The organism is Nostoc sp. (assembly GCF_035638895.1).
GTDB lineage: Bacteria > Cyanobacteriota > Cyanobacteriia > Cyanobacteriales > Nostocaceae > Nostoc.
The window spans coordinates 1-14739 of the sequence record NZ_DASQZC010000226.1 but is presented as its reverse complement, the minus strand read 5'-3'; the positions used below and the strand labels follow the sequence as shown (position 1 = coordinate 14739).

At 40.0% G+C, this 14739-nt stretch carries 14 protein-coding genes and 1 pseudogene; 8 read left to right on the top strand and 7 right to left on the bottom strand.

Going from position 1 to position 14739, the window contains the following annotated elements; all coding sequences use genetic code 11:
• Nucleotides 1-336, bottom strand: a 336-nt coding sequence (locus tag VE944_RS10950) for a zinc ribbon domain-containing protein (protein WP_324976523.1), incomplete at its 3' end; no start/stop codon positions are given.
• Nucleotides 337-595: 259 nt separating this feature from the next.
• Between VE944_RS10950 and VE944_RS10945 the strand changes: the two genes are divergently transcribed.
• Both VE944_RS10945 and VE944_RS10940 read left to right on the top strand, forming a co-directional pair.
• Nucleotides 596-1978 carry an AAA family ATPase gene (locus VE944_RS10945; RefSeq protein WP_324976521.1) on the top strand — a complete coding sequence of 461 codons (1383 nt, stop codon included), beginning with the start codon at nt 596-598 and terminating at the stop codon, nt 1976-1978.
• Between the two features lie 14 nt (nt 1979-1992).
• The gene (locus VE944_RS10940; protein WP_324976518.1) at nt 1993-2733 is read left to right on the top strand and encodes a ParB N-terminal domain-containing protein; all 741 of its coding nucleotides are present in this window, start codon (nt 1993-1995) and stop codon (nt 2731-2733) included.
• Nucleotides 2734-2845: 112 nt separating this feature from the next.
• On the opposite strand, the gene VE944_RS10935 is transcribed toward VE944_RS10940, so the two are convergent.
• Nucleotides 2846-3793 carry a glycosyltransferase family 2 protein gene (locus VE944_RS10935; protein WP_324976515.1) on the bottom strand — a complete coding sequence of 316 codons (948 nt, stop codon included), beginning with the start codon at nt 3791-3793 and terminating at the stop codon, nt 2846-2848.
• 267 nt (nt 3794-4060) lie between these two features.
• Between VE944_RS10935 and VE944_RS10930 the strand changes: the two are divergent.
• Nucleotides 4061-4875: pseudogene (locus tag VE944_RS10930) on the top strand (IS5 family transposase).
• Between the two features lie 515 nt (nt 4876-5390).
• Here the strand turns inward: VE944_RS10930 and VE944_RS10925 are convergent.
• Nucleotides 5391-5840: a hypothetical protein gene (locus VE944_RS10925; protein WP_109008263.1), complete on the bottom strand. Its 450-nt coding sequence runs from the start codon at nt 5838-5840 to the stop codon at nt 5391-5393.
• Nucleotides 5841-6211: 371 nt separating this feature from the next.
• On the opposite strand from VE944_RS10925, the gene VE944_RS10920 reads away from it, so the two are divergent.
• A complete protein-coding gene (locus VE944_RS10920; protein WP_324976508.1) occupies nt 6212-6886 on the top strand; it encodes an SDR family NAD(P)-dependent oxidoreductase in 675 nt (224 codons plus the stop codon).
• 379 nt (nt 6887-7265) lie between these two features.
• Here VE944_RS10920 and VE944_RS10915 read toward each other — a convergent pair whose 3' ends face one another.
• Together VE944_RS10915 and VE944_RS10910 are read right to left on the bottom strand one after the other, a co-directional pair.
• Nucleotides 7266-7988 carry an SDR family NAD(P)-dependent oxidoreductase gene (locus VE944_RS10915; RefSeq protein WP_324976505.1) on the bottom strand — a complete coding sequence of 241 codons (723 nt, stop codon included), beginning with the start codon at nt 7986-7988 and terminating at the stop codon, nt 7266-7268.
• 48 nt (nt 7989-8036) lie between these two features.
• On the bottom strand, nt 8037-8792 hold the full coding sequence (locus tag VE944_RS10910) for a glucose 1-dehydrogenase (protein ID WP_324976502.1): 756 nt from the start codon (nt 8790-8792) through the stop codon (nt 8037-8039).
• Between the two features lie 90 nt (nt 8793-8882).
• Between VE944_RS10910 and VE944_RS10905 the strand changes: the two genes are divergently transcribed.
• Complete coding sequence (locus VE944_RS10905; RefSeq protein WP_324976499.1) at nt 8883-9272, top strand: winged helix-turn-helix transcriptional regulator; 390 nt, start codon at nt 8883-8885, stop codon at nt 9270-9272.
• A gap of 121 nt (nt 9273-9393) precedes the next feature.
• On the opposite strand, the gene VE944_RS10900 is transcribed toward VE944_RS10905, so the two are convergent.
• Nucleotides 9394-9891 (bottom strand): GNAT family N-acetyltransferase, encoded by a 498-nt coding sequence (locus VE944_RS10900; protein WP_324976496.1) that lies wholly within the window; start codon nt 9889-9891, stop codon nt 9394-9396.
• 422 nt (nt 9892-10313) lie between these two features.
• Between VE944_RS10900 and VE944_RS10895 the strand changes: the two genes are divergently transcribed.
• Nucleotides 10314-10793 (top strand): protein tyrosine phosphatase family protein, encoded by a 480-nt coding sequence (locus tag VE944_RS10895; protein WP_324976493.1) that lies wholly within the window; start codon nt 10314-10316, stop codon nt 10791-10793.
• 117 nt (nt 10794-10910) lie between these two features.
• Here VE944_RS10895 and VE944_RS10890 read toward each other — a convergent pair whose 3' ends face one another.
• A complete protein-coding gene (locus tag VE944_RS10890; protein ID WP_324976488.1) occupies nt 10911-12125 on the bottom strand; it encodes an FAD-dependent oxidoreductase in 1215 nt (404 codons plus the stop codon).
• A gap of 223 nt (nt 12126-12348) precedes the next feature.
• On the opposite strand from VE944_RS10890, the gene VE944_RS10885 reads away from it, so the two are divergent.
• Together VE944_RS10885 and VE944_RS10880 are read left to right on the top strand one after the other, a co-directional pair.
• On the top strand, nt 12349-13092 hold the full coding sequence (locus VE944_RS10885) for a pentapeptide repeat-containing protein (RefSeq protein ID WP_324976486.1): 744 nt from the start codon (nt 12349-12351) through the stop codon (nt 13090-13092).
• Between the two features lie 379 nt (nt 13093-13471).
• On the top strand, nt 13472-14739 hold a 1268-nt coding region (locus tag VE944_RS10880; protein WP_324976483.1), incomplete at its 3' end, for a pentapeptide repeat-containing protein.

The window sequence follows — 14739 nt, the reverse complement described above, 5'->3', positions numbered from 1 at the left end:
TAATAAACCCAAAAGTAACAGCAAAGCCTGATTGCGTTTTACCCAACTTTTTACAGTTATTGCAAAACTATTAGTGTAACGCTGCTGTTGCAACTCTAACTTTGTCTCTTCAATATTTTGGTAGAGAGTACAGTCTTTAGCGTAGGGACGCTGAGGAAAATTGCAAGTATCATCAGCGTGATAAGTGCAGGTGTCGCACAGATACCCACCCCCAGTGGCGCGGTGCAATGGAATACCAGGATGACCGTAAGCTTTGAGTGTCGTCCGGCAATAGGGACAACTAATAGCTTGACTATCAACGAGTTGATGGCAGTGGGGACAAGATACAGTAGCCAAAACCTTTAGCGCAAATAGGTAAACACTTTGATTCTATCCATTTACAAAGATAATGGAGAAATACATACGTAGCCTGTTACTTTGGAATATGGCTAGCTCTCAAAATTGGTTATTTTATCAGCAAAAATACTAGTTTTATGATGATTATTTATATCTTTGTAAGTGATTTATATCACTCAACATAATTAAGGTTATGCCATAATCTAGCGAATATCAGGTTTTAGCCCAAGTCCAATAATTATTTAGAGGTAGAAAAATATTGCCTTTTAATCCTGAGCTGTGCCGTAACGAAAGCGAAGTTGAAAGCAAACTCATAGTGCAATATTTGCTACCGCAGCTAGGTTATACTCCTGACACCTGGCATCAAGAGGTTGCCGTTGGTAGCATCCGCTTAGATTTCTTAGCATTTGCCGCACAAGTGATTCCCTTTGTCTTAGATGCCAACTCACCGTTGAGTGTCGTCATGGAGGCAAAGCATCCCAAGCAAAACTTAAATCATCATGTCCTCCGACTCAGGCATTATTTAACCAGCTTGAATGTCAGGTATGGATTGTTGACTAATGGCAAAGAGATTAGAATTTATCAAAAATTACAGACTGATATTCAATTAATATTTCAATGTTCTGGAAAGGAAGTTGAGACAAAATTAGAGAATATTAAAGGTTTAATTAGTAGAGAGAGTCTAAAAGAAGGACAGTTTATAGATAAATCAGGGTTTAAAATAGCTGAAGATGATTTAAATATTAAAACTAAGAGGCAATATTCAATGAAGACAATTGCAATCTATCATCATAAGGGTGGCGTAGGTAAAACTACAGTTGCTATCAATTTAGCGGCTGCGCTGAGTAAGAAAGGAAAAAAAGTTCTTCTGGTTGATATAGATGCTCAAGCAAATACAACTTTTGCTACAGGATTGATTAAATTTCAATTTGAGGAAGATGATGACTTAAAAAGCTGCAATGTTTATCATTTGTTAGAAAAGAACGATATTAAGTTTATTCCAGATATAGTTTGTAAATCTAAGTTTTTTAACGATCCAGAAATTGATGTTATTCCTTCACATATTACCTTGATTGCATTGCAGCAAAATCTTGTTCAATCTGGCCCAAGTCGATTGAGACTAGCTAAAAAATTAGAAAAAGTAAAAAATGAATATGATATTGTAATCATCGACACACCTCCATCCTTAGATGTGTATGCACAAGCTGCCTTAATTGCTGCTGATTACCTAATAATTCCTTCAGATTTAAAGCCATTTTCCAACCAAGGATTACCTAGTGTTAAAGACTTTATTCAACAAGAAGTGAATGAAAATAAAGAAGGTCTAGGAAAGCCACCTATTACTATTATGGGTGTTCTTCCATCTAAAATTTCTACTAATGCTCAGTATCTAAAATACACATTTGCTAAACATAAAAGTGTAATTAGTGATCGTTATAATATGCCACTCATGGATAGTATTATCTCAGAAAGAACAGCTTTATCTGCTTGCATTAATAAAACTATATTAGTGGGTAACATGGAAATACCTGATCCGAAATCTATTATTGATTTTGCTCTTAATGAACCTTCTGCAAATCAAGCCGCAGCTGAATTTGAATTTCTAGCTATAGAAGTTTTAAATAAAATGGGGATGCAATAATGATTAAGTTTTTTATGGTAGATGTTGAAACTGTTACTTCTAATATTCCTCGTTCAAACTTTAAAGAGACTGATTTAGAAACTCTTGCTGACCTGATACTAGAATCTGGAGGCATTTTAAAACCATTAGTTGTAAAAAAGACTGGCTTTGAACAATATGAGGTAGTTGATGGGCATTTCGAGTACTATTCTGCTGTAAGAGCTAGAGAAAAAAACCCTAATGAAGGTGATATGGTTAGCGCTTTAATTATATCTTCTGAAAACGAGGATGTAGCATTAAAGCAAATTGCATCTCTCAAAGCAATTGATTCTTCTAACAAACCAGGAGTTAAAACTCCAATTAAAACAAGTTATTCAGAATCGATTTCAAAAAACAATGATTTTAATTTGTTGGAAAAGCAAATTAATGATTTAAGGTCAGAACTGGCACAAGAGAGACGAGAAAGACAGGAACTATATGAGGCTCTCAAATTGATTGAGAGTCAAATACCTAAACAAACTACACCATTAGATGCATTTAATAGTCTAAGTTTACTAGAACTGACTTTCCGATTAAGAACTGCTGGCTTTACTGATAAAAAAGCTGTTCAGGTTGCTGAAAGTGTGGAAAAAGAGCGTAAAAAGAAAAAATTTGAATCTTTGAAGGATGTATTAGCAAGAGTAAAGATTCCTAGTGGTAAAAAACAGATTAAAGGTATAAGTGGCGATAAAATGGTAGATATTGTTGATAGCTGGTCACGTATCTTGTTTATTTAAAATTGAGTTATATCTCAGATCATCGTAGGTTGAGTTGAACGAAGTGAAACTAACAATTAACGTAGAATGTTGGGTTTCGTTGCTCAACCCAACCTACGCAGCTACAGCTAGCCTAACCCCGCATTTGTCGTAGTGCATTAAACGCCTTACTCCGCAACCCAATTGGTAACAGCGATAATCCTAAACCAGTCCAAGCTTTAGCAGTCGAAGAAGAGTGTCCTGCTAAAACTAACTCTCTGCCTTTTTGCATTTCCCCCTTTTCAATTAAACGCAAACCTAATAATAATTGCGTTTCAGTTAGACGATTTTTTCTGATTATCTCTACTTTTTCAGAATCAAACTTATAACTTTCTAAATATCGAATTTTATCATATAAATAAGGAATAGCCCGATTGATACCTTGCTGCTCTGCATGGGAACGATATTCCATTAATAATTCTGGTAAGTAATAACCTTTTTTTCCAGCCAAAGCCAGACGCACAAATAAATCATTATCCTCACAATTTTGCATATTTGGCTGCATATATCCTAATTCTTGCAATGTTTTACGGCGAAATAATGTTGCCCCAACTTGAAAGCTTTGCTGAATAAATACCACTTCCAACAAATTATCTACAACACCTGCTCGTAAAGTCCTTCTACCCCAACGATGAGAATTTTCTTGAGTTTTTTCCTCATCCCGCACATTATCAATATCAATTATCCAATGGTCTGTACCAACAAAATCAATACTAGAGTATTGAGTAAGAATAGCTGCGGTACTTGCGAGAAAATCGGGTGTTAGCCGATCATCATCATCAAATTTAATAAAGTATTCACCACTAGCTGCATCAAAGCCAGAGCGCATATTATTACTTTTACCAATATTTTGCAGATGACGGATATATTTAATCCGGTGATCTGTATAGTGTGACATTAATTCGGGTGTGCGATCGCTAGACCCGTCATCACAAACAATTAGTTCAAAATCTTGCTCAGACTGATTGAGTACGCTGTCAATGGCATAAGGAAGGAGATGAACACGATTAAAAGTAGAAACGCAAACAGTAATTTTAGGCATATCCTATACTATTTTAGGAAATAAAATATAATAAATAAAAATTTTATATCAATTTTCACGAATGATTTAGGATTAGTATAGTTTGCATGATATTAATATTACCAGTTACTTGTTTGCATTGGTAAAACCCGTGCTGTGCTATCGTTTCTCCCAAAAATTCCTTGTACCCTTAGAGGCTATTTATAAAGTAAATCTAAAAGCCAGGAGAAAAGAGTTCTGATAACGATAAAATACTTCGTGTGCAGTGTATTTACATAGATAGTCAGTATGGCGCGAAAGTCTCACCCCACAGATTTAACTGATCTAGAGTGGGAAATCTTGGCTCCCTTGATTCCACCAGCTAAAGAAGGAGGGCATCCACGCACAACAAATATGCGTTAAATATGCAATGCCATCTATTATCATTTGAAAACTGGATGCCAATGGAATATGCTTCCGGGGGACTTCCCGCCAAGCTCAACGGTATACAGCTATTACCGTAAATGGCAACGCAAGGGAGTTTGGGAAAAATTAAACTATACACTGCGTGATCAAGTTCGCATAAAATTAGGTAGGTCAACACAACCAAGTGCGTTAGCAAAGCTCGCCGTAGGCATCGCAGCAGATAGTCAGTCGGTAAAAACAACTGAAAAAAGGGGGATGTCTACCGCTTTGATGGTGGCAAGTTAGTCAAAGGAAGAAAACGCCAAACGATCGTTGATAGCCTTGGGCTATTGCTCAAAGTGATTGTGAGCGAAGGCAATGCTCCTGAAAGAGTGCTTGCAGCGTATGCCTTGATGGAACTCTTGGATGAACGCTCAGAATTATTGGAAAAAGTTGAAGTCATGTGGGTTGACTCGAGGTATGACGGCGATAAGTTTGCGCTGGCTGTTTGGTTGATGATTCAAGCTGATGTTGAGGTCATGCGCCGTACTAATAAAGAATTTGAAGTTTTACCCAAGCGTTGGGTAGTAGAAAGAACATTCGGTTGGTTTAACCAGTACCATCGTTTGAGTAAAGATTACGAACGTCTGACTGAAATGAGTGAAGCTGCCATATATGCCGTTATGACTCGTATTATGTTACGTCGTCTAGCCGTCTAAAGATTTACTTTATAAATGGTCTCTTAGGCATTCGATTAAAACACTCAGCCGACAGTTAATCAATGATAAATAAATGTTATTCTCTCTGATTCATTTGGGGCTATCCAGCAGAAATGGACAATTGAAGATGTAATTGCTGAAGGTGACAAAGTAGTAGTGCGTGCAACCAATAAGCTAATGTACTTTTAATTTGCATAACCAGGGCGGGCAAGATGCCCACCCCACAATAGTTTTACTTATATGTAATATGCAAGTTAAATGTCCAACAGCTTAGCTGTCTTCAGGAAAGTTTCTTTGGAATACCTAGTTATGACCGAGAGCAAACCTTCACGGCTATCTTCATTCATTGGATTGTTGACGGGAAAATAATTGAAACCTGGCGTAATGCTGATGATCTTGGACGAGTTCTTTAGCTTGGAGCGCGGATTGAGCCAGAAACTTCTGGGTAATAACTTTAGAGACTTGCCAAACAAATAGCGAGTCTCTTGAAAAACTGGTAAAAGTCCCTAATAAGTCTAGCTGTTAAACAACTTCTCTCTAGAAAATAATCTCAGCAACCCGGCAGTTCCAATACCCCAAGCACCATTAACCAATAAACCTGTCACTATTCCTGCAAGTTTCCAGCCTCCAGCAATGGGCTGGCCCTTGAGTGGTGCGACCACAAACCAAGCCACTAGTGTCGGGACAATTGCACCAAATACCAATGCAGCTAACCAGTAGCTTTTATCATGCCGAAAACGAGGCGCGACGGCTACCCAAATCAGTCCCCAAATCCCTCCCCAGAATGCGCTTGACCAAATTTGCGGGATTCCTAATGGTTGTGTTGGTGCAGTTGCATAGGGGGCGCGAGGTGCGAAATTCACTGCATGTAGCAGCGCCAATACACCTTGGTGAAATAGCAAAACAGACACAAAGCCTGCAATAAATGCTAATGCAAATCGAGATAAGGCAACTTTTTGAGCCATTTCTTATACGAAAACCTCTAGAGCTTGCTTCTTGGAGTTGTCTATGATAGTTTGCTAACTAGTATCAGTACAACAAATCTATCGAATTACCGTATTTTATTCAACATTATTGTTAATGTAGTTGAACGAGTCTGGAGTTAAGAGTATCTAGGTACTCTACCAAATATATGACAACTAGAAAAGCCAGTCTTACCGATTGAGTAATCGATGGCTCTGAATTTTTCAATTCATCTAGAACATTTTTGATCAATAAAGCATCTGCTGCGATCGCCCTGGAACAATTAATCAGAATAGCACCTTACTAAAAGGCAGGGGGAGCAGATGAGGAATAATTAATACCTAATATTATCAATTACTAAGGAGTTAGATAAATGACAGGGAAATTAGATGAAAAAGTAGCAATTATCACTGGGGCTTCAGCAGGAATTGGAGAAGCAACTGCGATCGCTTTGGCTTCAGTTGGAGCAACAGTAGTGCTGGCTGCTAGGCGTGGCGATCGCATTCAGGCATTGACACAACGTATCGAAGCTAGTGGTGGCAAGGCATTGCCCATCGTTACTGATGTAACTGACGAAACCCAGGTAAATAACTTGGTGGCAAAGGCAAATGCAGAATTGGGAAGGGTTGATATTCTTGTAAATAATGCAGGGATTGCCTTACTAGGAACCATTGAAGCAGGAAATAGCTCAGACTGGCGGCGATCGTTTGACCTCAACGTACTAGGACTGCTATATGCTACTCATGCTGTTTTGCCTGTATTTAAAGCACAAAAATCGGGGCATATAGTCAATATCTCCTCAGTGGCTGGTCGGACAGCGCGGGCGGGCGTTGGTGTTTATAATGCTACCAAATGGGGTGTCAATGCCCTCTCGGAAGCATTGCGCCAAGAAGTCCACAAGGACAACATCCGCGTCACCATCATCGAACCAGGTTTAGTGGATACGGAAATTGACAGCCACATAACTGATCCTGTTGCCAAACAACGGATCGAAGAACGACGCAAGGCAATTACGCCTCTGCAAAGCGAAGACGTTGCTGCTGCGTAGGCGTAGCCCGTCGTAGACATCGTTTATGCCGTTACCCAACCACCACGCGTTAATGTCAACGAAATCCTCATTCGACCAACGGGACAAGAACATTAAACAAGATAATTCTTACCTGTGTTGGCGTACTCTTAAAATTGCACCTGAAACACCGAAAGCTAATATATGGCAGTTCTCAATTGCGTGAAATACAGACCTAACAAGAACAGCCCCTTAAGAGATAGCGTTGGAGAGTCAGCATCGTAGCACTTCTCTATGGGACTTCCAAGCAATAATTATGTAATTAAGCATTTTATTTTTTGGAAGTCCCTTAAGAAAAAATGTAATCCTTTATGTTTGCAAAGTGTATGTAGGTAGAGTAGCCATAGGTGCAACTTTATCGTTAAGTTGCAGGCTTTTCATACAAGCGTAGGAGACTACTATTCACCATAGATGCTGCGTCAGAAGCAAGCCAAGCTGTAAATTCGCCAATGTCATCAGCAGTAATCCAGGTAGGTTGACTGCGCTCTTTGCTGCTGCGAGTTGCCACCCAGCTATGAACAATGACTTCATTGATTCGGATAGTACTACCTTTATTTTCCTCCATCAACACCTGAGCTAGCATCAACTGTCCAGCAGCAGAAATGCTCACAGGGCTGACATTGGGAATCGGTACTTCGCCTGCGGCTCCTCCAATCAAGGTATAGCTAGCACCTTTGCGTTCTTGAAGAATAGGTAGAAAGGTACGGGCGGCGATGAAGTGACTTGTTAAATTACTATCTAAATATTGTTGCCATTCTGCGATTGAGACTTCAGTCAAAGGTCTGTTACCAAGCCACCAGCCGCCAAGGGAAGCAACTACAGCATCAAGCCTTCCAAATTGTTTAAGCAGTTGGTCACGAATACTTTCGGCACTATCAATTTGACCAATTTCTCCCACAATGGGAATAAAGCGATCGCCTTGTGCAAGTTCACCTAAATAAGTCCGTAGTTCTTCTAGTTTTTCGACTTTACGAGACGGCACAGCTACTATGGCACCTGCTTTGAGAAATGCTCTCACAATGCCTTCTCCTACATTGCCTGCACCACCAAGAATTAATGCAACTTTGTTCTCTAGTTGACTCATGATTGCTCCTGCATCTATTGTTTTTACGAAAACCCACATTCACAATGATCACGCCGCCAGTAATCCGCCATCCACAACCAGGGTATGTCCATTGACAAAATTACTAGCATCAGAAGACAACCAGATCACAGCATTAGCAATGTCATCGGGTTTGCCCAAACGTCCGGCGGGAACAAAATTCTCAAAAGCTTTGGTATTACCGCCAGTCGCCTGACTGAGCATTTCCGTTTCAATTGGCCCTGGTGCGATCGCATTTATCCGAATTTTTTGTGAGGCATATTCTAGGGCTGCGGCTTTTGTCAGCATCACCACAGCTGTTTTAGAGGCATCATAAATCGATAAGCCAGGTGCTAAAGGACGAAAACCATTGATGGAGGATGTATTGATAATTGCCCCACCATTACCTTGAGCCAACATCTGGGTAATTTCATGCTTCATACAGAGAAAAACTCCCTTGACATTGACTCCAAAAACCCGGTCATAAGTTTGCTCTGTTTGCTCTGCCAGCAAGGCATTTTCACCCAGCAACCCCGCATTATTAAAGGCAATATCAAGCCTACCAAACTTATTGACAACAGTGGCAATGGTTGCTTCTATGTCTGCTTCTTGAGACACATCAGCTTTCACAAATAAACCTTCACTTCCTACCTGATGAATCAAGCTGACGGTTTCACTGCCTTCTTCTTCTCGTCGTCCGACTACAACAACTTTGGCACCAGCATGAGCAAAAGCGATCGCAGTAGTCCGCCCAATTCCAGAAGTACCACCAGTAACAAGGGCAACTTTGTTTTCTAACGGTTTCATCCAAATCTCTCCATTTTCGCTAACTAAAACAGTGTGCCTGATTTGGATTCTTCTTTACAAGAAGGAACTTTCTGGTGATATAGTTACCTCATGGTTCCCAACAATGAGCAAATACTCCTGGGCGCAAACTGTCCTATGCGGCAGATGCTGGATTTGGTAGGAGATAAATGGACACCGCCAGTACTCTATCTTCTATCTTTTGGTACTAAGCGATATACTGATTTTCAACGTCGAATTCCTGGAATATCAAAAAAAATGCTGACACAAACCCTAAGAAGGTTGGAGTCAGCTGGTGTTGTTAATCGAACTGTGTATCCAATTGTGCCGCCCAAAGTGGAATATAACCTGACTCCCTTTGGTGAAAAGTTAATTGAACCGATTGCAGGTTTGGCAGAGTGGGCTTGGCAACACCAAGAAGAGTTGAAATTGGTTTCCGAACGTCAACAGATGTCTTTGAGTAGTCAGAAATTGAAACTTTGAAGTATCAAAAAACCTTAACCGAAACATATTGTTCAGGATGGTTGTTTGGGTTGCGGTGTTGACTATCAATTAAATCCTGTTTAACAATCTCTTTTGAAAATCTTCTTATATCGGATCAAATTTATTTTGGTGCAATAGCTAATACTTTACTCATTTTAGTAACTGGGACAACTATTCCACTTCTTAAATAATGAGGTGCTCTTTGGATGGCAGTAAATCCCAACCGTAAATAAAAGCCTTCGGCATAGAGGCTAGCAGTTGTAATTACCTTATTTATACCTTGATTAGTTGCTTCATTGCAAAAATGTTGGACTAAAGCACGCCCGATCCCTTTACCTTGATATTTAGGATGGACATACAGTCCGATAAGTTCATCAACAATAAAACTAGCAAAACCTATTACAACATCTCCCTGGATCGCAACCCAGAAAGTTTCCACTTTCATACTCTTCAAGATATTTGATCCATCAGGTTTGTCACGGTTATTACGCCAAGCTAAAAGTTCTTTTCGGGTGTAGAAAGTTCCAGGTAGAGCTTTGATGGCAGCAATATGAATTGCACTCAGCACCCACGCATCTGTTTCTTGGGCAGGGCGAAGAGATATTTCGTTAGCGCTCATAGGTTCAGGGCTGGTATTCAGATTACATGCCTGTTTTACTTTTTAGTATATTATGAGAAATTTTAGTTGCGTAGGTATAGCCCACACTTCTCTACGCGACGCTGCACATAGCTTGTAAGTTTGGGGATAACTGCTGACTGCACTCTGTAATTCAATCGATGACAACTCCTAAACTATAAGCTACGGTAATTTTATACGCAAAACCTATAATAAGTTTTAAACCCTCTTAACCCTATCGGTAAACCGTATATTATAGATAAAGCAATAAAATAACCAGCTTCAAAATACAGATTTTGAAGTAATCAAGCAATATATTTTGATATTTGGCTAATTTTGAGGTGCTTATTTGAATATCTTCTTAAAGCTTGCTGATTAGACTATTTACCAAGCTGGAAGCCATTAGTAATTGAAAAGGAGTGAATGTGATCAACGCCATACAGATTAACGAAAACTTGACAACAACAGGACAAGTTATACCAAAACAGCTTGAGCAAGCTATCCAAGAAGGTTTTAAGTCCGTTCTAAATCTGCGATCGCCAGATGAGCTAGGATTTTCTAAGGATGAGCAAAAAGTAGCGGAAGCATTGGGGCTGCATTATACAAATGTTCCACTCAAGGTGGATTTAAAAAATTTAAATGAAGAGGCTATTACCAAAATCCTCACGACACTCGAAGAAATTCCTAAACCAGCAGTGGTACATTGTGCAGCCGGGATGCGATCGACTGGAATTGCGCTCTTAAGTATTGCTATTCAGGAAGGATTAACGCCAGAAGAAACTTTGGCAAAAGCTAAAAATTTGGGTTTTGGATTCTTTGAACACGCTGGTGTTAGTCCCCGGCTAAAGCAATTATTTGTAGACTACGTTAACAAACATGCCAAAGTAGCTGTGTCTACTTGCTGAAACAGCGACTTTGACAAACCTCTCCCTGCCTTGAACTGTCATTAAAATCTGTCCCTTTCTGAGTTGGAGAGGGGCGTTTTTGCGTAGTAAGACCTTTTTTTACTCAGGTAGACTGCGCTAAGACACTTTACTCTTGCTACTTGGGAGGTTACGAAAGCGTTCCATGAAACGGCAGTCAATCCAATTTTTGTAATGCCACAATAGTTTCTGAGGTGGTGAAGTAAAAGCGCCTCTGGTTGCGATCGCTTGTTCGTCTCCTGTACCAATTAAACTCAAATATTGTTTTTGTGGTCTATAGGGTTTGAGCGGCTTACCTAATAAAATTCGCTGCAAATTCTCAAATAAAGGTTTACCTTGCCTAACAGCAAATACCCCAGCTTTCGGACGCGGATGATTTACCATTGTGGCAATATCACCAGCAGCAAACACTTGCGGGTGCGTTTGAGATTGCAACGTATCTTCTACCAAAATAAAACCTTCCTCATCAGTTGCTAGTCCAGCGCTGTTTAACCATTCGGGTGCGGATGCTTGTGTTACCCAGAAAATTTTATTACACTCTACTATCAAGCCAGATTCGCATTTAATCTCAAACATTTCTTTAGTTTCCCTGTATGGTGTAGGTGCAACTTTACACACAGTTTCCCCAAGATGTAGCTTAATATCTCGCGCGGTTAAAATTTGCTGAATTTGATGGCGCACTGATGAATGGTAATTGGGCATCAGTTCCGTGCCACGCTGGAATAAATGAACTTCAAGATTTTGAATTGGTTGTTGAGTTTGACGTAAAATCCGATGTAAATGAGATTGCATCGACAGCGCCAATTCTATACCGCCAGCGCCACCACCCACGATCGCAATGCTAATTGGTTCTTGAGGATTTTTACCTACAGCTTCAATTAGTTCATACCAATGTTCCAATAGCTGCGATACTGGTTTAGCTGCGATCGCATATTCTGCTGCACCTGATACAGACACTGTGGCCGGAGTGCTGCCAATATCAATAGACAGCACATCAAAATCTACCACAAGTCCGTTAGCGCAAAGAACTTTGTGATTTTCCAAGTCTAGGGCAACTACTTTGTCAACATACAACCGTGCTTGAGCAAAGTTCGCTAAAGGTCGCAAGTCAATATGACATTCATCGTGGCTATAAAATCCGGCAATGTGTCCTGGTAACATTCCAGAATAGGCTGTATTTTTGGCTGCGGTAATCAACGTCAAACGGACACCAGGTAAAGGCTTTCTCCCAAACATTTTCAGGGCAATTGCATGACTGTGACCGCCACCAATCAGCACTAAGTCTTTAACTATAGGTTGTAATTTTTGCTGCATTGAAGTAGTTAATAACAATACTATTTGAGTTGTCAGATTTTTTTATTGCCTAGCGTATCTGGTAAAAGAAGGCTATCCTTTATAATTAGTGGTTTTCATAAATGATTTATAAATGCTTTATTATAGGTATAAATCAAAATTATCATGATCGGGTTAATTGATAGTGAAGAATGAAGAGTAGTGACTACAAGTAGTTTTTGAAACCTCATTTTATCACTTAGTAATGTTGACAGTAATTATTAATGCTTTTCAGGGTATAAAAAATATTTTACCGACTAGTAACGGGCAGCTATCGAATATATGTCTGAGGATACATGATTTTTATGAAAAAGTTAACCAAACTCAGCATCAGTCGCCAAAAAAAAGTTTAAGAGTAGCAGTTGAAGAACTAGGGAATAAGACAATAGAAACCAGTGTCGCTGTAATTAATGATTTAGAGCAAATTGCCCAAAATCATGTACAGTACCACTGGATAATTATGGGCATTCTTACTACTTTTATACGAGAAAATGCTCCTTATATTCCCCAAGAAAAGTTGACGAGCAACCTGTCAACAAAACTCCGTGTAGATATTCAAGCAGCCCTTACCGTTATCGCTAGAAGAGATGTAAATAAAGACCCAGAAAATGAGCAACTTGATTTGAGTCACACGGACATAAGAGGAGCAAATTTAAATAGGGCGAACCTAAAACAGACAAATCTTTATCAAGCTAATCTTGCTGGAGCTAACCTTACAGAAGCTAATCTCGCCGGAGCAATTCTCAGTGCAGCTAACCTAGAAGGTACTAACTTATATTTAGCTAACCTAGAAGGAGCAATCCTCAGTGCAGCTAGTCTAAAAGAAGCTAACCTCGAAGGGGCTAACCTCCATTGTGCGAGCTTATATCTAGCTGGGCTGAATGGGGCAGTTCTCAATAATGCCATACTCGATGGGGCAAACCTTAGAGAAGCTAAATTCTCTGAATAAAACACTGGTATCGCAAGGCGGAAATCAAAAGGAGCCAGTGCGCCCTTGCGGTGCCGACTTCATTAGCCTAATCAAAAGACCTCTCCCTGGTTTTACTACGCAAAACCCTCCCTCTCCGACTCGGAGAAGGACAGACTTGAACTTTAGTTCAAGGCAGGGAGAGGTATCGTCGGACTCAGGTTAAGGCAGGGTAGCAACGGCTCTTAAAAGTCGTCAGGCATAATTGAATTGTATTCCGAGCTTCTTGCGCCAAGTATATTCCATGTCATTAACTAGTTAATTGAGTGTCTTGACACCTATTATAATTTTCTGCTAAATGCTATACTATTTTTCCTCAACATCTAAGTAATAATTCTAGGTTGTAAGGAAAATCGTTACCATGTCTTCTAAAAAGACAGACGCTCTTTTGAATTGGTTGATAACTATAACAGTTATATTTGGCTTCTCATTGACTGTAATTTTTTTTGTTTTATCCAGTATTAAAGAATTGTCAATTCAGGAAAAAATTCAGTATAGAAACCAAGCATTAACAACTACTGCAATAGTTTTTCTGGCATCGGCAGTTATGTTTAATACTTATTATTCAGCAAAGCGGGCCCAAGCGATGCAGCAAAATGCGATCGCAGCTGAGAAAAACCTAGAAATTGGTATTCAAAATGCAAAAGTTAATCAAGACAGATTGATTTCAGAGCGCTTTATGGGGGCAATTGCCCAGCTTGGTCATGAAAAAGTTGAAACCCGGACAGGCGCAGTTTATGCATTAGAAAGAGTTGCTCAGGATTTTTCTAAAGAACACTGGACAATTATGGAAATTCTCACTGCCTTTGTGCGAGAGAATACACCTATCCAGCAGGTAAAGGTAGAGCAACAAAACCCGGAATATCAAGAAGCAGCTTACTCAGGTAGGCGTAGAGGTGGGTCGCCTCCAACACAGCAGTTGGAGCAAAACCTTCATGAAGAGTTTCCAAAAATCCGCACTGATATTCAAGCAGCTTTAACTGTCATCGGCAGACGTAATTTGCTCGAAGACCCAAAAGATCAAAAACTTGATTTACGTAATATCGACATTAGAAGGGCAGACTTGCTAGGAGTTAATCTGCAACAAGCAGACTTACGTGGCTCTGACTTAAGTGGCGCTGACCTCCGGGGAGCAGACTTGAGTGAGGCTGACCTAAACGGCGCTAAACTCATGAGGTCTAATCTCTATGAAACCAAATTACTAAAAGCTAGCTTTTGTGGAGCAAACCTCTGTTGGGCTAATCTCAACCGCGCTAATCTCAGTGGGGCAAACATGCGTTCAGCCAACCTCTCTGGAGCAAGTCTGCGTGTAGCTAATCTGCAAGGAGCCAACCTCTATAAAGCTAACTTACAACAAGCGACCTTAAAAATGGCCGACCTCTCAGGGGCAAAGTTATTTTTAGCTAACTTGCAAGGAGCAAAATTGGGTAAAGCCAACTTGTACATGACGGGTTTGATTGGTGCAAACCTCTCCGGGGCTAACTTGAATGGAGCCAACCTTTCTAGGGCTAACTTGAATGCAGCCAAACTCCACCAAACAGAAGTCTATTTTGCCAACCTTTCAGAAGCCAGTTTAACGGAAGCTGACCTGTATCAAGCAAACCTCATTGGAGCTAACCTTTATAGGGC